We start from the raw sequence: 18,877 nt of genomic DNA, 5'->3' as shown, positions 1-18,877 counted from the left end.
ATCAGGTTTCGTTTCAGGCGGGTGCCGACGAGCGGATCAGGTGGTCGAAGGCGCCGAGTGCAGCCTTGGCGCCGTCGCCGGCCGCGATGATGATCTGCTTGAACGGCACGGTGGTCGCGTCGCCCGCGGCGAACACACCGGGCACCGATGTCTGACCTCGGTTGTCCACCACGATCTCGCCGTGTTTGGACAGTTCGATGGAACCCTTCAGCCATTCGGTGTTGGGCACCAGGCCGATCTGGATGAACACGCCTTCGAGCGGCACGGTCTTTTCTTCGCCGGACGCGCGATCCTTGAACACCAGACCGTTGACCTTGTTGCCGTCACCGTTGATCGAAGTGGTCTGCGCCGAGGTGTGGATCTGCACGTTGGGCAGGCTGCGCAGCTTGCGTTGCAGCACTTCGTCGGCCCGCAACTGATCGCCGAATTCGATCAGCGTGACATGGCCGACCACACCGGCCAGGTCGATGGCGGCTTCGACACCCGAGTTGCCGCCGCCGATCACCGCCACGCGCTTGCCCTTGAACAGCGGACCGTCGCAGTGCGGGCAATAGGCCACGCCCTTGTTCTTGTACTCGGCTTCGCCGGGCACATTGATGTTGCGCCAGCGTGCGCCGGTCGAGATGACGACCGACTTGGCCTTGAGCGACGCGCCGCTGGCCAGCTTGATCTCGATCAGGCCGTTGCCGGACACCAGCGCTTCGGCGCGCTGCAGATTCATGATGTCCACGTCGTAATGCTTGACGTGTTCTTCCAGGGCGACAGCGAACTTCGGCCCTTCGGTTTCCTTGATCGAAATGAAGTTCTCGATGCCGAGCGTATCCAGCACCTGGCCGCCGAAACGTTCGGCCGCCACTCCGGTGCGGATGCCCTTGCGAGCCGCATAAACAGCCGCCGCGGCGCCGGCCGGGCCACCGCCGACGACCAGCAGATCGTAAGGAGCCTTGGCATCCAGCTTTTCAGCTTCGCGTTTGACGGCGCCGGTGTCGAGCTTGGCGACGATCTCTTCCAGTTGCATCCGGCCCTGGCCGAAGGTGGTGCCGTTCAGGTAGACGGTGGGCACGGCCATGATCTGTCGGGCTTCGACTTCCGAAGGAAACAGGCCGCCGTCGATGGCGGTGTGCTTGATGTTGGGGTTGAGCACCGACATCAGGTTCAGCGCCTGAACCACGTCCGGACAGTTCTGGCACGACAGCGAGAAATAGGTCTCGAAGTGATAGTCGCCCTGCAGGTTCTTCACCTGGTCGATGGTGTCCTGCGCCGCCTTGGACGGATGGCCGCCCACCTGCAGCAGTGCCAGCACGAGCGATGTGAATTCATGGCCCAGCGGCAGGCCGGCGAAACGCACGCCGGTGTCGATGCCAGGGTTGGTAATCAGGAACGAGGGCTTGCGTTCGCCATCGTCCGAACGCTCGACGAGGGTGATCTTGTCGGTCAGCGCGACGATGTCGGCCAGCAGGCCTTTCAAGTCGCCGGACGCCTTGCTGTCATCGACGGAAGCCACGATTTCGATGGGCTTGGTGACACGCTCCAGGTAGCCCTTGAGTGCGGTCTTGAGGTTGGCGTCCAGCATGATTATTTCTCGCTATTGAATTCGTTAAATCGATAGTTATGGTTTCGCTGCGGAAAAAAAAGCCCGGGCGCACCCGGGCTCTTGCAGCGCGATCTTTTTAGATCTTGCCGACCAGGTCCAGAGACGGGGTCAGGGTTTCGGCGCCTTCGCTCCACTTGGCGGGGCAGACCTCACCGGGGTGAGCGGCGATGTACTGGGCAGCCTTCAGGCGGCGCAGGGTTTCGGTGGCGTCACGGCCGATGCCGTTGTCGTGCACTTCGATGGTCTTCACACGGCCTTCGGGGTCGATCACGAAGGTACCGCGCAGTGCCAAGCCGTGATCGTCGCCTTCGGTGATCAGCACGTCGAAGAAGGTGGCCAGCTGGTGGTTCGGGTCGCCGATCAGCGGGTACTGGACCTTGGCGATGGTGTCGGACGTGTCGTGCCATGCCTTGTGGGTGAAGTGGGTATCGGTCGACACGCCATAGACTTCCGCGCCCAGCTTTTGGAATTCGGCGTAGTGGTCAGCCAGGTCGCCCAGTTCGGTAGGGCAGACGAAGGTGAAATCAGCCGGGTAGAACACCACGACAGACCATTTGCCCTTGAAGTTCTGTTCGCTCACCGGCACGAACTTGCCATTGTGATAGGCGGTTGCCTTGAAGGGAGCGACTTCCTTGTTGATCAGAGACATCAGGTTTTCCTTGTTTGGATGGGTGACTTTGCGAAGGCTCGAGGATAGACGGGTAAACCCCTCTTCTTGATGAATAGAACGTATCCGGGGAATTGGCATTTTCTATGTGCAGTGCAACATGGGCGTGACGGTCGATGGGGGAGTTCAATGCAAACGCCTCTCAGCCTCAGCCGCAGGCACACCGGCCGCGTGGGGGATTGCCTTGTCGTTGACATGGTCAACCAGTCACAATCGCGCCCAATCCATATCTGAACCTACAAGAAAGAACAATCACATGAAGGGCGATCTCCAAGTCATCCAGCATCTGCAAGCTCAGCTCAAGAACGAACTGACCGCGATCAACCAGTACTTCCTGCACTACCGCATGCTGAAGCACTGGGGCTTCGACAAGCTGGCCAAGAAGGAATATTCGGAATCCATCGGCGAGATGAAACACGCCGACTGGCTCATGGACCGCATCTTCATGCTGGACGGCCTGCCGAACCTGCAGGACCTGGGCAAGCTCAATATCGGTGAAGACGTTCCAGAACTGCTGAACGCCGACCTCGGCCTGGAATACGGAGCGCAGGCCACCATCAAGGCTGGCATGGCCCACTGCGAATCGGTGCGTGACTATGTGTCGCGTGACCTGCTGCAGAAGATTCTCGACGACACCGAAGAACACATCGACTTCCTGGAAACCCAGATCGACCTGATCTCCAAGGTCGGCCTGCCCAACTACCTGCAGTCGCAGATGGGCGAACTGGAGTAACCCCCGGCGGAATTAGAAGCGTCGTCCCACGAAACGACAACACGAAGAAAAAGGGCGGTGCCGCGAGGCTCCGCCCTTTTCATATTCCACCGCTGCTTCGGCTTACTTCTTCAGCGCGGCCTCGGTGATGGCGCTCAGCGTCAGTCGGGTGGTGATGACCTCCTGGCTGAGCGGCACCAGGATCAGCGTGCCGGTGTCGGCTGCCAGCGCGCGTTGCAGGGCCGCCTCGAAGTCTTCTGCCCGCTCGACCTTCTCGGCGGCGTAACCCCAGGCCCTCGCCAGGCCCAGGAAGTCCGGGTTGACCAGCTTGGTACCGCTGATGCGCTTCGGATAATCGCGCTCCTGGTGCATGCGGATGGTGCCGTACATGCCGTTGTCCAGCAGCAGGATGATGCTCTTGCCGCCTGCCTGCACGGCGGTGGCGAGTTCCTGGCAGGTCATCTGGAAATCACCGTCGCCGGCGATGGTGAAGGCGGTCCGGCCGGTGGTGATGCTGGCCGAAATCGCGGCCGGCACGCCGTAGCCCATGGCACCCGAGGTCGGCGCCAGCTGGGTCTTGAAGCCCTTTGCGAGGCCGTGATAGCGGAAGTAGCGGTGCAGCCAGGTGGCGAAGTTGCCGGCGCCGTTGGTCAGTACCGCATCGGCCGGCAGGTTGTTGCGGAGCGCAGCGATCAGCGCCGGCACGTCGATCGCGCCGGGCGCGTTCTCGTCCAGGCCGGGCAACTTCTGCGGCTCGAGATGGGCCAGGTAATCGGCGTTGGCCGATGCGGTCCATTCAGCCCACGGCAGGGTGGTCGGCGCGGTCAGCACTTCCAGGCTGCGTGCGGCGGCCGCCATCGAAACATGGATGGCCAGGTCGGCGCGGTAGACCCGGTTCAGCTCTTCGGCCGACGCATGCATGTGCACCAGCGTCTGGGTCGCGATGGGCGCGTCGATCAGCGTGTAGCCGTTGGTCGTCATCTCACCCAGGCGCGGCCCGATCACCAGCAGCAGGTCGGCCTGCTTGATGCGCGCGGCCAGCTTGGGATTGAGGGCGATGCCGACGTCACCGGCATAAAGGTCGTGGTAGTTGTCGAAGGTGTCCTGGAACCTGAAAGCGTTGGTGACCGGCAGCTGCCAGTTCTCGGCGAAACGTTGCAGCGCCTGGGCCGATTGCGGTGTCCAGCCGCTGCCGCCGGCGATCACCAGCGGGCGCTCCGAGGCCATCAGCAGTTCGCGCAACCTGCGCAACGAACCCGGGTCGCTCCAGGCCATCGGGGGCTCGACGCGGGGCAGCGGTTTGGCGTCGACCGTCTCGCGCAGCATGTCTTCGGGCAGCACCAGCACCACTGGCCCCGGCCGGCCCGACATGGCGGTGGAAAACGCGCGGGACACGTATTCGGGGATGCGGCTGGCGTCGTCGATACGCTCCACCATCTTGGCCATGCCCTTGGTGCTGGGGCCGAAGAAGGAATGGAAATCGACTTCCTGGAAAGCCTCGCGGTCGCGGAAGTCGCTGCCGACATCGCCTACCAGCAGCACCATCGGCGTGGAGTCCTGGAATGCGGTGTGCAGGCCGATGGACGCATTGGTCGCGCCGGGGCCGCGTGTGACAAAACACACGCCGGGGCGGCCGGTCAGCTTGCCGTGGGCCTCGGCCATGTAGGCCGCGCCGCCCTCCTGCCGGCAGATGACGAATTCGATCTCGTCGGCATGGCCGTGGAATCCGTCCAGCACCGCCAGGTAGCTTTCGCCGGGCACGCCGAAGACATGGGTTGCGCCTTGTTCGACAAGGCATTCGACGATGAGGTGGCCGGCGAGTTGACTGGGCATGAGAGAAAGGCTCCGAAGCGTTCGAGGTGACAGCGCAAACATGCGCGCGCCGATTATCGCGATGACACGCGTTTCCCGCATCGCGGGCTGCCCCTAGCTGCCGCTACTTCGGCGGAAACCTCACCTCGGCCCGCAAGCCCCCGAGCGTCGGCGAGGGCATCAGGGCAAAGGTGGCGCCATGCCGATCCGCCACCGCCCGCACGATGGCCAGGCCCAGGCCGCTGCCGGGCGCGCTGGCATCCGGCGTGCGAAAGAAACGGTCCATCACCCGGTCATGGAATTCGGCCGGGATTCCGGGCCCGTTGTCGTCGACAGCCAATAACACCACGCCCTCGTCGTGACGCAGTTCGATGTCCACCTGACCACCTTCGGGCGCGAACTTGATGGCGTTGTCGATCAGGTTGCGCAGGAGCGTCTGCAGGCCGTCGGCGAAACCCAGCAGCGGCGCGGACTCGGACCCGGTCACGCCCAGATCGATGCGCCGCTCGGCGGCCAGCGGCAAGGCGTCGGCCATGACCGCCTGGAGCAGGTCGTGCAGGTCCAGCGCTGCAGGTACGGCCGCAGCACCGGATGCCGCACCGGCGTCCTGTCGTGCCATTTGCAGCAACTGGCCGACCAGGGCGATGGCGCGGTCGATGCCCTGCGACAGGCGCGCGACTGCCACCGCATGCGATGCGCCGTCGCCCGCGCCGCGCTGCAGGGCCTGGGCCTGCAGCTTGAGCGCCGTGAGGGGCGAACGCAGTTCATGTGCAGCATCGGCCACGAAATTCCGCTGCGCATCGAAGGCGCCCTGCACCCGGCCGAACAGCAGGTTGAGTTCCTGCACCAGCGGCAGCACTTCGTCCGGCAGTCCGTCTTCGGGCAAGGCCCGCAGGTCGTCGGCCGCCCTGCCCGCCACCTGCCGGCGCATGCGTTCGACCGGCGCGAGGGTGCGGCGGATGACAGCGCCCACCGCCAGCATCAGCAGCGGCGCGACCAGCAGCACCGGCAGCGTGGCACGCAGCGCCTGGGCGCTGGCGCGGCTCTGGCGGGCGTCCATGTCCTGGGCGATCTGCACCGTCTGCAGCGGTGTCTGGATGGAATAGACGCGGTAGCGGGTGCCCTCCACCGTCATGTCGGAGAAACCAAGCACCGCCCTTTGCGGCAGGCCGGAACGGGCCGATCGGTAGAGCTGCACACCGTCCGAGCCCCAGATCTGCACCTGCAGGTCGAGGTCGCCGTCTTCGGTCTCGCCGGCCATGCCACCCAGGGGAACGGTGTGCCGCAGCGAACGCGCCACCTGCTGCAGATGCAGGTCGTTGAGGGCGTCCGCCTCGCGCAGTGCACCCCGATAGGCGCCCACCGCCAGCGCGGCGGCGGCCAGCACGATGCAGGCGAACAGCAGGCCGAGCAACCGCCCCTGGAGCGAGCGCGGCGCCTTCATGTCTTCGGCACCAGGTAGCCGAGGCCGCGCACGGTCTGGATGAGGTCGGCGCCCAGTTTCTTGCGCACGCCGTGGATGTAGACCTCCACCGCATTGCTGCTGACCTCGTCCTTCCAGCCGAACATGCGTTCTTCCAGCTGCGTGCGCGAAAAGATGACGCCTGGCCGGGCGAGCATGGGTTCGAGCACCGCCCATTCGCGGGCCGACAGGGCGACCGGCTTGCCGTCCTGCGTGGCCTGGTGGGTGGCCGGGTCGAGCGTGACGCCGCGGTATGAAAACGTCGGTGCCGCATGGCCCTCGCCGCGGCGTATCAGTGCACGGATGCGGGCCAGCAGTTCGTCGGTGTCGAAGGGCTTGACGACATAGTCCTCGGCGCCGGCATCCAGGCCTGCCACCCGATCGGCCACCGCATCCCGCGCCGTGGCGATCAGCACCGGCACCCGCGCACCACGCGCCCGCAGGGCCCGCAGCACTTCCAGCCCGTCGCGTCGGGGCAGGCCCAGGTCGAGCAACACGCCGTCGTAATGTTCGCTGCGCAGCGCCGTGTCGGCCATCTCGCCGTCACGCACCCAGTCGACCGCATAACGCTCGGCCCGCAGCAGGTCGAGCACGGCCTCGCCGATCATCACGTCGTCTTCGACCAGCAGGATTCTCATGGGCTGGATGATGACCGGCGAGCCTTAGACCGTGCTTAGCGCCTCAGCCCAGGCGCGCGCGGTGCCGCAGGATCTGCTGACGCACCTGGCTCGGCGCCGTACCGCCCAGGGTGGATCTGGCTTCGAGCGAACCGCGCAGCGATAGCACGCCGTACACGTCCTTCTCGATCTTCGGATGGAACTCCTGCAGCACCGCCAGCGGCAGTTCCGACAGATCGACCTTGTGCGAGATGGCGGCCTTGACCGCATGCGCCACGGTTTCGTGGGCATCACGGAAAGGCAGGCCCTTCTTGACCAGGTAGTCGGCCAGGTCGGTGGCCGTGGCGTAACCGCGCAGGGCCGCCTTTTCCATGGCTTCCGGCTTGACGGTGATGCCGCCGACCATCTCGGCAAAGATCCGCAGCGTGTCCTTCAGGGTATCGACCGTGTCGAACAGGGGCTCCTTGTCTTCCTGGTTGTCCTTGTTATAGGCCAGGGGCTGGCCCTTCATCAGGGTGATCAGGCCCATCAGGTGGCCGACCACGCGGCCGGTCTTGCCACGCGCCAGTTCGGGCACGTCCGGGTTTTTCTTCTGCGGCATGATCGACGAGCCGGTGCAGAAACGGTCCGCGATGTCGATGAAACCGAAGCTCTGGCTCATCCACAGGATCAGTTCTTCCGAGAAGCGGCTGATGTGCACCATGGCCAGCGAAGCGGCGGCGGTGAACTCGATGGCGAAGTCGCGGTCGCTCACCGCGTCCAGGCTGTTCTGGCACACCTGAGGGTTACCTTCGGCATCGACCATGCCCAGGCTGCGGGCCACGCGTTCGCGGTCCAGCGGATAGCTGGTGCCGGCCAGTGCCGCGGCGCCCAGCGGCAACCGGTTGACCCGGCGGCGCACTTCCTGCATGCGTTCGGCATCACGCGAGAACATTTCCACATAGGCCAGCATGTGGTGGCCGAAAGCCACGGGCTGGGCCACCTGCAGATGGGTGAAGCCCGGCAGGATGACTTCGGTATTGCGTTCGGCGATGTCGACCAGCGCCCGTTGCAGGTCGACCAGCAGGCCGCCGATGAGGTCGATCTCGCCGCGCAGCCACAGGCGCACGTCGGTGGCCACCTGGTCGTTGCGGCTGCGGCCGGTGTGCAGGCGTTTGCCGGCATCGCCTACCAGTTGGGTCAGGCGCGCCTCGATGTTCAGGTGGACGTCTTCGAGGTCGAGCTTCCACTCGAAGCCGCCGTCGGTGATCTCCTGCGTGATCTGCGCCATGCCGCGCCGGATCGACTCATGGTCGGCGGCGGCGATGATGCCCTGCGCCGCCAGCATCTCGGCATGCGCGAGGCTGCCGGCGATATCGGCCTGCCACAGCCGCTTGTCGAAGAACACGCTGGACGTATAGCGCTTGACCAGGTCGCTCATCGGCTCCGAGAACAGGGCTGACCAGGCTTCGGCCTTCTTGTCGAACTGGTTGATGGGTGCCGAGGATTCAGGAGCAGAAGAGGACATGGGGTAAGGTCGGTAGGAACGCAACCGGTCATTTTATCGGCGCTGGCCGTCCCCAGCCGAATGCAGCGAGAGCTTCATGTCCTTGAACATCCTGATAGTGGACGACGACGCTCCGGCACGGCGACGCATGCGCCAGCTGCTGGCCCGTTGCCCGGCGGGCCATTGCGGCGATGTGGAAGAGGCGGCAGATGCATTTCGCGCGGCCGGCCTGATGCGCCACCGGCGCTTCGACCTGGTGCTGCTCGACATCCAGATGCCCGGCCAGACCGGCCTGCAACTGGCCGACTCCATCCGTGACCTGCCCCAGCGGCCCTGGGTGGTTTTCGTCACCGGCCACGCCCAGCATGCGCTGCATGCTTTCGATGCCGACGCCATCGACTACATCACCAAGCCGGTCCATCCCGAAAGACTGGCGCGGGCGCTCGGCAAGGCGGCGAATCGGCAGCGGCCGGAGGGCACCGAGGTTTTGAACGAGAACAACAGCCTGCGCATCGTGCAGCGCGGCCAGGCACAGCGGGTGCGGCTGGCCGATGTGCTCTACATCCGTGCCGAGAACAAACGGCTGACCGTGGTCACTCGCCACGGCCTTTTCGAAACCGACGGAACGCTGGCCGAACTGGAAGAACTCTTCGACCGCCAGGTGCTGCGGGTGCATCGCCACACGCTCGCGGTGATGTCGGCCGTCACCCAGTTGCGACGGGTGGACAGCGACCTGAGCGGCAACCCCAGGTGGATGCTGGGACTGCGGGGCGGTTGTGAACCGCTGCCGGTGGCGCGGCGCATGGTGTCCGCGGTGCGCGACCGGCTGTTGTTCCGCAACGCCTGAAAAAACTTCAGGCGGCGTGCGGTGGCCGCACCAGCAGCGCGCCGTGGTCATGACCGTGTTCGCCGTCGATCTCGGGTTCGTGCGCCAGCCGGCTTACGACGACCACCAGCACGATGCCTGCCATCAGCCAGGCGATCTGCGACGCAGTCTGCCGCGCGGTCAGGTGTTTCTGCAACTGCGGGATCAGGTCGGCCAGCGCCACATACACAAAACTGCTGGCGGCCGCGACCAGGAAATACGGCAGCAGATCGTGCAGTTGTTCCAGCAGGAAAAAGCCGACCATGCCGCCGATGGCGGTGGCGGCACCGGCCAGCGAAACCTTGAGCAGCGCCAGGCGCCGGCCGCCGCTTGAATTGCGCATGACCACCAGGTCGCCGATGTGGTGCGGCACCTCGTGCGCCAGCACCGCCACCGCGGCGACCACACCCAAGCGCCAGTCCGCGATGAAGGCCGAGGCGATCATCACGCCGTCGCCGAAACAATGCACGCTATCGCCGGTGATCAACGCCCAGCCTCCGGACCCCCGGCCGTGGTTGTGGCCGTGCGAATGCACATCCAGATGGAAGTGGCCGTGGTGGTCATGCCCATGCGCCTCGGCAGCCGGCGCGGCGTGTTCATGGCCGTGGTGCCACAGCTCGGCCTTGTCCAGCAGGAAGAAGAACACCACACCGGCCAGCAGCACGCCGAACAGCAGCTGCGGGTCGATGCCGCTCTCGAAGGCTTCCGGCAACAGGTGCATGAAGGCGGTCGACAGGAGCGCCCCGGCTGCCAGGCTCAGCAGATGCTGCGGGCTGGGCCCGCGGGCCGAACCCACGCCGATGCGCAAGAGGAACGCCGCCACCCACACGCTTCCGACACCGGCTGCCAATGTCGCCACCAAGATCGCCAACAGTTCCATATCCCTCTTGCTCCAAACACGTTTGCTGCCGGTCATCGACAAAAAAAGCGGCTCCCGGAAACTCCGGAAAGCCGCCTTGGGCCATTACTGGCCGTGACCGTTGACTGGCGGCCGTGACCTACATCACGCCGTGGCTCCTGAACCAGGCCGTCGCCTGATTCCAGCCATCCGTCGCGGCTTCGGCGCGATAACTCGGCCGGTAGTCCGCATGAAACGCATGGCCGACGCCGGGATACACCACGAACTTCGATTCGCGGGCCGGAGCCGGGCCTGCCGCCAGTGCCGTTTTCATCTTATCAACCGTGTCAAGCGGTATTCCTGCATCGGCGCCGCCGTACAGGCCGATGACCGGTGCCTTCAGTTCACCAGCCACGTCGACCGGCTGGCGCGGCGTCAAGGCGCTGGCGCTACCGACCAGCCGGCCGTAGAAGGCCGCGCCAGCCTTCACCTTGCCGGTGGCAGCGTACAGCCAGACGATGCGGCCTCCCCAGCAGAAACCGGTGATGCCGGCGTTGGCGACGTTGCCGCCGTTGGCACCGGCCCAAGCCAGCGCGCCGTCGATGTCGGCCATCACCTGGGCATCGGGCACCCTGGAGACGATCTCGGATTGCAACCGGGCCGTTTCGGTGATCTGGCGCGGATCGCCCTGCCGGGCAAAAGTCTCGGGCGCGATGGCCAGATAACCCAGCGTGGCGAAACGTCGGCAGACATCGGCGAGGTAGTCGGTGACACCGAAGATTTCCTGGATCACCAGCATCACCGGCAGGCCGGTCTTGCCCTGCGGTGCAGCGTAATAGGCGGGCACCTTGAAGCCGGCGACGTCATAGCCGATGGTGCCCTGCACCAGGCCGTCGCTTGGCGTTTTGATCACCGTCTGAGCGGAAATCGGCAGGGTGGCCGCGGCGTAACCCACACCCAGCGCCACTTGCAATGCGGTGCGGCGGCTGGGGCCGGCGATGCCGGTACGGCCCTGCAACAGGGAATCAAGGTCGGATCGCAGGTCGTCGCTCAGCATCTATATCTCCAGCAGGTTGTTGGGTAAGGGCCGGATGCCCGGCCGCTGCAAAGTGTAGGGATGAAAGTCCGGGAAGGCGCAACGACCTGCGTGCGGGCCGGGGCAGTCAATGCGCCGTCTCCCAGTTGGGACCGAAGCCGATCTCCGCCAGGAGGGGCACCCGCAGCTGCGCCACGCCGGCCATGATGCGAGGCACTTCTGCGCGCACCCATTCGACCTCGGACTCGGGCACCTCGAACACCAGTTCATCGTGCACCTGCATGATGACCCTGGTGCCGCGCTGTTCGGCATCGAGCACCCTCTGCACCTCGACCATGCTGAGCTTGATCAGGTCGGCCGCGGTGCCCTGCATCGGCGCGTTGATGGCGGCGCGTTCTGCGCCGCCACGGCGCGGGCCATTCGGCGAATTGATTTCGGGCAGGTAGAGGCGGCGTCCCAGGACGGTTTCGACATAACCCTTCTCCTTGGCCGATGCACGGGTCTCGTCCATGTAGCGCTTCACGCCGGCAAAACGCTGGAAATACCGCTCGATGTAGGCACCTGCCGCCTTGGTCTCGATGCCCAGGCTCTTCGCCAGGCCGAAGCTGCTCATGCCATAGATCAGGCCGAAGTTGATGACCTTGGCGTAGCGGCGCTGCTCGCTGGCCACGGCCTCGACCTCGACGCCGAACACCTCGGCGGCGGTCGCCTTGTGCACGTCCAGCCCTTCGGTGAAGGCCTTCAGCAGGGCTTCGTCGCCGCTCAGGTGGGCCATGATGCGGAGTTCGATCTGGCTGTAGTCGGCGCTGGCGATCACGCTGCCGGCGGGCGCGATGAAGGCCTCTCGGATGCGTCGGCCTTCCGCCGTCCGCACTGGAATGTTCTGCAGGTTGGGGTCGTTGCTCGACAGCCGCCCGGTGACCGCCACCGCCTGGGCGTAATGCGTGTGCACCCGGCCGGTCCGCGGCAGGGCCAGGCCGCCCAGCTTGTCGGTATAGGTGCCCTTGAGTTTGGACAAACCCCGGTGTTCCAGGATGCGCGCCGGCAGCGGATAGTCCTCGGCCAGTTTCTCCAGCACTTCTTCATCGGTGCTTGGCGCGCCGCTCGGCGTCTTCTTGACCACGGGCAGACCCAGCTTCACGAAGAAGATTTCGCCGATCTGCTTGGGGCTGCCCAGGTTGAATGGCTGGCCGGCCAGTTCATGCGACTGCTGCTCCAGTTCCAGTATGCGGGCGCCCAGTTCGTGGCTCTGCTGCGCCAGCAAGGCCGCGTCGATCAGCACGCCGTTGCGTTCGATGCGGTAAAGCGCTTCGCTGCTTTGCATCTCCAGCTGGTAGATGGCCATCAGCCTCTCGTCGGCCTCCAGGCGCGGGAACAGGGTGCGATGCACATCCAGCGTCTGGTCGGAGTCTTCGCACGAATATTCGGCGGCCTTCTCGATGGCGACCTGGCTGAAGGGAATCTGGCTGGCGCCCTTGCCGCACAGGTCCTCGTACTGGATGCCGCTGCGGCCCAGATGGCGTTCGGCCAGGCTCGACAGGCCATGCGGCTTGTGCACTTCGAGCACATAACTCTGCAGCATGGTGTCGTGGCGGTAGCCCGCGACCTCGATGCCGTGGTTGGCCAGCACATGCCGGTCGTACTTGACGTGCTGGCCCAGCTTGGCGCGGCTGGCGTCTTCCAGCCAGGGCTTCAGCTTCGCAAGCACCTCCTCGCGTGGCAGTTGTGCGGGCGCATCCGGATAGTCGTGCGCCAGCGGGATATAGGCGGCCTCGCCCGGTTCGACGCTCAGGCTGAAACCGATGATCTCGGCGCGCATCGCGTCCAGCGAATTGGTCTCGGTGTCGATGGCCACGAGGTCCGCGGCCTGCGCCCGCGCCAGCCAGCTGTCGAATGTCGGCCAGTCGAGGATGGTGACGTAACGCACATTGCTGATCTTTTCGACCGCTTCGGTGATCGGGTCGTCGAACAGTCCGGGGTCGGGCGCACGGCCGGGCTTGCGGGATTTTTCGATCAGCTCCGGCGGCACGTCCTGGGTGTTCAGCGATTGCGCCAGTCCCTTGAAACCGAAACGTTCGTAGAAAGCCTTCAGTTCGTCGGTCTGCTGCGCACCCATCGCGATGCCTTCGAGCGAAGGCAGGCCGACGATGTGTTCGACCAGGTCGCAGTCGGTGCGGATGGTGACCAGCGCCCGGCCCTGCGGCAGCCAGCCGATGGCGCCGCGCAGGTTTTCACCGGCCACGCCCTTGATCTCGTTCGCCCGGGCCAACAGCGCGTCGAGCGAACCGTATTCGAGCAGCCACTTGGCCGCCGTCTTGGGGCCGACCTTGGGCACGCCGGGTACGTTGTCGACGGCGTCGCCCACCAGCGTCTGGTAGTCGATCATCAACGAGGGCGGCACGCCGAACTCGGCGGTGACACCGGCCACGTCGCGCTTCTTGCCGTTCATGGTGTCGATGATGGTGATGCGGTCGTTCACCAACTGGCTCAGGTCCTTGTCGCCGCTGGAGACGATCACATCCATGCCCTGAGCGGCGGCGGCAGCGGCCAGAGTGCCGATGACGTCGTCGGCCTCGACCTTGGGCACACACAGCACCGGCCAGCCCAGCAGCTTGACCACCTCGTGGATGGGCTCGACCTGTTCACGCAGGTCGGGCGGCATGGGGCTGCGGTTGGCCTTGTACTGCGGGTAGAGCTCGTCCCGGAAGGTCGGGCCGCTGGCATCGAAGACACACACCGCATAGTGGGCGCGCACCTCGCGCCTTAGCGACGCCAGCATGTTGATCATGCCGCGGATGGCGCCAGTCGCAGGGCTGTTCATGTCGCCCGGCACCGCACGCAGGTCGGGCATGGCGTGGAAGGCCCGGTAGAGGTAACTCGACCCGTCCACCAGCAGCAGGGTGTTGCGGCCGGGAGTGGCATGTCCGGTCGTGGCGTCGGAAGTGGGTTCGGGCGTGGTGTTCTGAAGGTCGCTCATGACCTGGATTGTGCCTGCCGCACCACGTGCAACCCGCAGGTCAGCGCCTACAATCGGCGCATGTTCGCCCTGCCCTTCCTGCGCCCCTCGACCCTCGCCGTCGCGGCCCTCAGCCTCAGCCTGCTGGCACCCCTGGCCTCATTCGCCCAGGCCGCCCCGTCGTCCGGTTTGACCGAAGGGCCGGCGCCCCGCACACCACGGGTCGAACAGAAGGTCGAACGCCTGCACGTCGCCGACGAAGGCACATCCATCGACGAAGTGCGATACGGCGGCCAGACCCAGAGCATCACCGTGCAGCCCAAGGGCGCGAAAGAATACGACGTGGCGCCTACCGTAGGCCCACGTCGCCGCGCTGCCGAGCGCGACGGCGGCGATGCCAACGGCGGCGCCCGCACCTGGAAAATGATCGGCTTCTGAACCGACACCCCTCGCGCCAGCACCGCTGACGTCCGCCTTCCTGTTCAGTCCCACGTTTCCAGTCCTTCACCCATGGCCGTTTTCACTGAAGTTTCCGATGACGAAGCGCGCAAGCTGCTGCGCCAGTTGCGCCTGGGCGAACTGGTGTCGCTGCGCGGCATCGAAGGCGGCATCGAGAACACCAACTATTTCGCGACGGTCAGGCCCGACACGACCGAAGGCGACGCCGGCGCAACCGTCGATTACGTGCTGACCCTGTTCGAACGCCTCACCGCCGAACAGCTGCCGTTCTATCTCTACCTGATGCAGCACCTGGCCGCCCGCGGCATACCGGTGCCCGACCCCGCGCCAGACCGTTCCGGCGACGTGCTGCACGTGGTGCGTGGCAAACCCGCCGCCGTGGTCAACCGGCTGCCTGGCCGCAGCCAGCTGGCGCCGCAGGCGGTGCACTGCGCCGCCGTCGGCGACATGCTGGCCCGCATGCACCTGGCGGGCCGCGACTTCTCGCGCCATCAACCCAACCTGCGCGGCCTGGCCTGGTGGAATAGCGTCGTGCCTTCGGTGCTGCCGCATCTCGAAGCCGAACAGGCCGGCCTGCTGCGCTCCGAACTGGCCTATCAGAACCATGTCGCGGCCTCGTCCGACGCCACCGCCCTGCCGCGCGGCCCGGTGCATGCGGACCTGTTTCGCGACAACGTCATGTTCGACGGCGACCGGCTCACCGGTTTCTTCGACTTCTATTTCGCGGGCATCGACACCTTCGCGTTCGACATCGCCGTCTGCCTGAACGACTGGTGCATCGATCACACGACCGGCCGGCAGGACCCCCCGCGCGCCGAAGCCTTCATGACTGCCTACGCCGCCGTGCGCCCGCTGGAGCCCGCCGAGCGCCGCTTGCTGCCGGCCGTGCTGCGTGCTGCGGCCCTGCGTTTCTGGGTGTCGCGTCTGTGGGATTTCCACCTGCCGCGCGATGCCGCCCTGCTCACGCCACACGACCCCACGCATTTCGAACGTGTGCTGCGCTGCCGCCTGGCCGAAGCACGCGACACCGTCGCGGCCTGATCGCCGCACCGGTTCGTCCATCCGCCCCGTCATTTCCCACTTTTTGCTGAACAGCCCGATATGCACCTGAACGTCGTCCCCGCCCGCACCGGCCTGGCCTGGGCTCGCAAGGGTGTGCGCACCTTCTGGAAGCAGCCGATGGCGCTGACGGGGCTGTTCATCCTGTTCCTGGCGGTTCTCAGCAGCACGGCCATCGTGCCGGTGATCGGTTTCCTGCTGGCGCTTGTGCTCATGCCGGCCGCCACGCTGGGCCTGATGGCGGCTTCGCGCGACGCCGACGCCGGTCGCAAGGCCCGCCCCGCCGCCCTGTTCGCGGCTTTCCGCGCCGGCCCCGCCTATGCCCGGCAAATGCTGCTGCTGGGCTGCCTGTACGCCGGCAGTTTCGTGGTGATGCTGGGCATTTCGGCGCTGTTCGACGGCGGCGCCTTTGCCATGGGTTATGTGTCCGGCAACCGCAGCGCCAGCGACATGCTCGGCGACCCTGCGGTGAAGATGGCGATGTGGGCCACGCTGGTGTTGTACATGCCCTTGTCGATGCTGTTCTGGCATGCACCGGCGCTCGTCTACTGGTACCGCGTGTCGCCACCCAAGAGCCTGTTCTTCAGCTTCGTGGCCTGCGTGCGCAACATGGGTGCCTTCACCGTCTATGCGCTGGCGTGGGCCGGCATCTTCCTGCTCGGCGGGCTGGCGGTGGGCATCTTCACCACCCTGCTGCTGCTGACCGGCATCGTGGGAGACAGCGGTTCAGCGGTGGCCGGTGCAGTGGCCGCCGGTCTGGTCACGCTGTCGGCCCTGGTGCTGGTGGCGATGTTCTTCAACTCGCTGTATTTCACCTTCGTCGACTGCTTCGTGCATCCGGCGCCGGACGAGGGCGAAGAAGGCCACTGAGCCCTTCTCGCCGCCGCACCGGAAATGGCGCGGCCGGTCAGACGATCGTCAGCTTGGCGACCGCCAGCGCCAGCCACTTCACCCCATGCCGCGGGAAGTTCACCTGGGCCCGGGCATCGTCGCCCACACCCTCGACGGCCAGCACCTTGCCCTCGCCGAACTTGTTGTGGAACACCTGGATGCCCGCCTTCAGGCCATGGCTGGGCGGAGCCTTCTGCACCACCACCTTGGGTGCGGATTCCAGGCTGAACGAGGAACCCTTGCCCCAGCCTCCGCTGCCGCCGGTACTTCCGCCGCCCTGCGGCGCATAGGCACCGAAGCCCGATTGTTTCGGCGTGATCCACTTCAGCGCCGCCTCGGGAAGCTCCTCGAAGAACCGGCTCTTGACGTGGTAACGCGTCTGACCGTGCAGCATGCGCGTCTGCGAATGGCTCAGGTACAGGCGCTTGCGGGCCCGTGTGATGGCCACGTACATCAGGCGGCGCTCTTCTTCGAGCCCGTCGCGGTCGTTCATCGAGTTCTCGTGGGGGAACAGGCCTTCTTCCATGCCGCCGATGAACACACAGTCGAATTCCAGGCCCTTGGATGCGTGCACCGTCATCAACTGCACGGCATCCTGGCCGGCCTGCGCCTGGTTGTCCCCGGCTTCCAGCGCCGCATGGGTCAGGAAGGCGACGAGCGGGCTCTGGGTTTCTCCGGTTTCTCCATCCGGCGCCTGCTCGAGCGGCTGGTCCAGCATCGGCAACGACGGGTCGATGCCCTGGCTGACCAGCGACTGCGGCGGCAAACCGTCATCGGCCTCGCGCCCGAAACCCTCGATGGTCACGAAACTCTCGGCCGCGTTGACCAGTTCGTCCAGGTTTTCCAGCCGGTCCGCGCCTTCGCGTTCGGCGCGGTAATGGTCCCGCAGACCGCTGTCGTCCAACACCTGGTGGATGACGTCCCGCAGCGCCCGCCCCTGGCTGCGTTCGCGCATCACTTCGACCATGGCGTTGAAACCGGTCAGATTGGAACCGGCCTTGCCCTTGATGCTCGACACCGCGTCGTGCAATGAACAACCCATTTCGCGCGCAGCGTCCTGAAGCTGCTCGATGCTGCGCGCACCGATGCCGCGCGGCGGGAAGTTGACCACCCGCATGAAACTGGTGTCGTCGTTCGGGTTCTCGATCAGGCGCAGATAGGCCAGCGCATGCTTGATTTCAGCCCGCTCGAAAAAGCGCAGGCCGCCGTACACACGGTAAGGCACGGCCGCGTTGAAAAGCGCGGTTTCTATCACCCGGCTCTGGGCGTTGCTGCGGTAAAGCACGGCGATCTCGCGCCGGTCGAAACCATCGCGTATCAGCTGGCGCATTTCCTCGACCATCCATTGGGCCTCGGCGAAGTCGCTGGTCGATTCGAACACCCGCACCGGCTCGCCCGGGCCCTGGTCGGTGCGCAGGTTCTTGCCGAGGCGACGGCTGTTGTGGCTGATGAGGTGGTTGGCCGAATCCAGGATGTTGCTGTAGCTGCGGTAGTTCTGTTCCAGCTTGATCTGGTGTTTGACGTCGAATTCACGAACGAAGTCCGCCATGTTGCCGACGTTGGCACCGCGAAACGCATAGATGCTCTGGTCGTCGTCGCCCACCGCCAGCACGTTGCCGCGGTCGCCGGCCAGCTGTTTCAGCCAGGCGTATTGCAGTTTGTTGGTGTCCTGGAACTCGTCCACCAGGATGTGGCGGAAACGCTGCTGGTAATGCTCGCGCACCGCGTCGTGGTCGCGCAGCAGCTCGTAGCTGCGCAGCATCAGTTCGCCGAAATCCACCACGCCCTCGCGCTGGCACTGCTCTTCGTACAGCTGGTACAGCTCGACCTTCTTGCGGTCGTCCTCGCTGCGCGTTTCGAGGTCGCCCGGACGGTGTCCGTTTTCCTTGGCACCGCTGATGAAATACTGCACCTGCTTGGGCGGGAAACGTTCCTCGTCCACCTTGTGCTGTTTCATCAGGCGCTTGACCGCCGACAGCATGTCCTGGGTGTCCAGGATCTGGAAAGCCTGCGGCAGCCCGGCCAGCTTGTAGTGAGCCCGTAGAAACCGGTTGCACAGGCCGTGGAAGGTGCCGATCCACATGCCGCGGGTGTTCACCGGCAGCAGGCTTTGCAGGCGCACCTGCATTTCCTTGGCGGCCTTGTTGGTGAAGGTGACCGCCAGGATGCCGCCGGACGACACCTGGCCGGTCTGCAGCAGCCAGGCGATGCGGGTCGTCAGCACGCGGGTCTTGCCCGAGCCGGCACCGGCGAGGATCAGGGCATGGCCGCTCGGCAGCGTGACCGCGGCGAGCTGTTCGGGATTGAGGTTGGCGAGCAGCGGGGCGGAGACCGCCGCCGATGGTTCGGACGGCGCTGCGAACAGCCCGTCCTGCGAGGGGTGTGGGAACATCCGTCGATTGTAGAAACACCGCCGCCCCGCC

The 18,877-nt window shown here is 65.5% G+C and carries 15 protein-coding genes; 5 read left to right on the top strand and 10 right to left on the bottom strand.

Annotated elements, in window-relative coordinates; all coding sequences use genetic code 11:
* Positions 1–13 precede the first annotated feature (13 nt).
* Entirely contained in the window at positions 14–1,573 is a 1,560-nt protein-coding gene (gene ahpF, locus AC3ANW_RS05985) for an alkyl hydroperoxide reductase subunit F (protein WP_488344284.1), read from the bottom strand.
* Between the two features lie 97 nt (positions 1,574–1,670).
* Positions 1,671–2,243 carry an alkyl hydroperoxide reductase subunit C gene (gene ahpC, locus AC3ANW_RS05980; protein WP_488344283.1) on the bottom strand — a complete coding sequence of 191 codons (573 nt, stop codon included), beginning with the start codon at positions 2,241–2,243 and terminating at the stop codon, positions 1,671–1,673.
* A 274-nt stretch (positions 2,244–2,517) separates the two neighbouring features.
* On the opposite strand from ahpC, the gene bfr reads away from it, so the two are divergent.
* Complete coding sequence (gene bfr / locus AC3ANW_RS05975; RefSeq protein ID WP_488344282.1) at positions 2,518–2,994, top strand: bacterioferritin; 477 nt, start codon at positions 2,518–2,520, stop codon at positions 2,992–2,994.
* Positions 2,995–3,096: 102 nt separating this feature from the next.
* Here bfr and AC3ANW_RS05970 read toward each other — a convergent pair whose 3' ends face one another.
* The 4 genes from AC3ANW_RS05970 to argH form a co-directional block, all read right to left on the bottom strand.
* Positions 3,097–4,806, bottom strand: coding sequence for a thiamine pyrophosphate-binding protein (locus tag AC3ANW_RS05970; RefSeq protein ID WP_488344281.1), 1,710 nt, complete (start codon positions 4,804–4,806; stop codon positions 3,097–3,099).
* Between the two features lie 103 nt (positions 4,807–4,909).
* Positions 4,910–6,229: an ATP-binding protein gene (locus tag AC3ANW_RS05965; RefSeq protein WP_488344280.1), complete on the bottom strand. Its 1,320-nt coding sequence runs from the start codon at positions 6,227–6,229 to the stop codon at positions 4,910–4,912.
* Positions 6,226–6,885 carry a response regulator transcription factor gene (locus AC3ANW_RS05960; protein WP_488344279.1) on the bottom strand — a complete coding sequence of 220 codons (660 nt, stop codon included), beginning with the start codon at positions 6,883–6,885 and terminating at the stop codon, positions 6,226–6,228. Before AC3ANW_RS05960 ends, AC3ANW_RS05965 begins: the two co-directional genes overlap by 4 nt.
* 43 nt (positions 6,886–6,928) lie before the next feature.
* The gene (gene argH, locus AC3ANW_RS05955; RefSeq protein ID WP_488345364.1) at positions 6,929–8,338 is read right to left on the bottom strand and encodes an argininosuccinate lyase; all 1,410 of its coding nucleotides are present in this window, start codon (positions 8,336–8,338) and stop codon (positions 6,929–6,931) included.
* Between the two features lie 109 nt (positions 8,339–8,447).
* Here argH and AC3ANW_RS05950 point away from each other — a divergent pair, with 109 nt between their 5' ends.
* Positions 8,448–9,197 (top strand): LytR/AlgR family response regulator transcription factor, encoded by a 750-nt coding sequence (locus AC3ANW_RS05950; protein ID WP_488344278.1) that lies wholly within the window; start codon positions 8,448–8,450, stop codon positions 9,195–9,197.
* A 7-nt stretch (positions 9,198–9,204) separates the two neighbouring features.
* Here AC3ANW_RS05950 and AC3ANW_RS05945 read toward each other — a convergent pair whose 3' ends face one another.
* From AC3ANW_RS05945 to polA, 3 genes are all read right to left on the bottom strand, one after another.
* Entirely contained in the window at positions 9,205–10,095 is an 891-nt protein-coding gene (locus AC3ANW_RS05945; RefSeq protein ID WP_488344277.1) for a ZIP family metal transporter, read from the bottom strand.
* Positions 10,096–10,213: 118 nt separating this feature from the next.
* Entirely contained in the window at positions 10,214–11,110 is an 897-nt protein-coding gene (locus AC3ANW_RS05940) for a dienelactone hydrolase family protein (protein WP_488344276.1), read from the bottom strand.
* A gap of 106 nt (positions 11,111–11,216) precedes the next feature.
* The gene (gene polA, locus AC3ANW_RS05935) at positions 11,217–13,940 is read right to left on the bottom strand and encodes a DNA polymerase I (protein ID WP_488345363.1); all 2,724 of its coding nucleotides are present in this window, start codon (positions 13,938–13,940) and stop codon (positions 11,217–11,219) included.
* Positions 13,941–14,126: 186 nt separating this feature from the next.
* Here polA and AC3ANW_RS05930 point away from each other — a divergent pair, with 186 nt between their 5' ends.
* From AC3ANW_RS05930 to AC3ANW_RS05920, 3 genes are all read left to right on the top strand, one after another.
* The gene (locus AC3ANW_RS05930; RefSeq protein WP_488344275.1) at positions 14,127–14,483 is read left to right on the top strand and encodes a hypothetical protein; all 357 of its coding nucleotides are present in this window, start codon (positions 14,127–14,129) and stop codon (positions 14,481–14,483) included.
* Positions 14,484–14,555: 72 nt separating this feature from the next.
* A complete protein-coding gene (locus AC3ANW_RS05925; protein WP_488344274.1) occupies positions 14,556–15,545 on the top strand; it encodes a homoserine kinase in 990 nt (329 codons plus the stop codon).
* 60 nt (positions 15,546–15,605) lie between these two features.
* Positions 15,606–16,433 (top strand): BPSS1780 family membrane protein, encoded by an 828-nt coding sequence (locus tag AC3ANW_RS05920; RefSeq protein WP_488344273.1) that lies wholly within the window; start codon positions 15,606–15,608, stop codon positions 16,431–16,433.
* A 37-nt stretch (positions 16,434–16,470) separates the two neighbouring features.
* Here the strand turns inward: AC3ANW_RS05920 and AC3ANW_RS05915 are convergent, their stop codons facing one another.
* Positions 16,471–18,846, bottom strand: coding sequence for a UvrD-helicase domain-containing protein (locus tag AC3ANW_RS05915; RefSeq protein WP_488344272.1), 2,376 nt, complete (start codon positions 18,844–18,846; stop codon positions 16,471–16,473).
* Between the last annotated feature and the right edge of the window lie 31 nt (positions 18,847–18,877).

The sequence above is a fragment of the Xylophilus sp. PBN-3R genome (genome assembly GCF_057747805.1).
This window is presented reverse-complemented; position numbering and strand designations above follow the sequence as displayed.

Coding starts and splice junctions, on each gene's coding strand:
- ahpF (WP_488344284.1), bottom strand. CDS start 1,573: ATGCTGGACGCCAACCTCAAGACCGCACTCAAGGGCTACCTGGAGCGT.
- ahpC (WP_488344283.1), bottom strand. CDS start 2,243: ATGTCTCTGATCAACAAGGAAGTCGCTCCCTTCAAGGCAACCGCCTAT.
- bfr (WP_488344282.1), top strand. CDS start 2,518: ATGAAGGGCGATCTCCAAGTCATCCAGCATCTGCAAGCTCAGCTCAAG.
- AC3ANW_RS05970 (WP_488344281.1), bottom strand. CDS start 4,806: ATGCCCAGTCAACTCGCCGGCCACCTCATCGTCGAATGCCTTGTCGAA.
- AC3ANW_RS05965 (WP_488344280.1), bottom strand. CDS start 6,229: ATGAAGGCGCCGCGCTCGCTCCAGGGGCGGTTGCTCGGCCTGCTGTTC.
- AC3ANW_RS05960 (WP_488344279.1), bottom strand. CDS start 6,885: ATGAGAATCCTGCTGGTCGAAGACGACGTGATGATCGGCGAGGCCGTG.
- AC3ANW_RS05950 (WP_488344278.1), top strand. CDS start 8,448: ATGTCCTTGAACATCCTGATAGTGGACGACGACGCTCCGGCACGGCGA.
- AC3ANW_RS05945 (WP_488344277.1), bottom strand. CDS start 10,095: ATGGAACTGTTGGCGATCTTGGTGGCGACATTGGCAGCCGGTGTCGGA.
- AC3ANW_RS05940 (WP_488344276.1), bottom strand. CDS start 11,110: ATGCTGAGCGACGACCTGCGATCCGACCTTGATTCCCTGTTGCAGGGC.
- polA (WP_488345363.1), bottom strand. CDS start 13,940: ATGCCCGACCTGCGTGCGGTGCCGGGCGACATGAACAGCCCTGCGACT.
- AC3ANW_RS05930 (WP_488344275.1), top strand. CDS start 14,127: ATGTTCGCCCTGCCCTTCCTGCGCCCCTCGACCCTCGCCGTCGCGGCC.
- AC3ANW_RS05925 (WP_488344274.1), top strand. CDS start 14,556: ATGGCCGTTTTCACTGAAGTTTCCGATGACGAAGCGCGCAAGCTGCTG.
- AC3ANW_RS05920 (WP_488344273.1), top strand. CDS start 15,606: ATGCACCTGAACGTCGTCCCCGCCCGCACCGGCCTGGCCTGGGCTCGC.
- AC3ANW_RS05915 (WP_488344272.1), bottom strand. CDS start 18,846: ATGTTCCCACACCCCTCGCAGGACGGGCTGTTCGCAGCGCCGTCCGAA.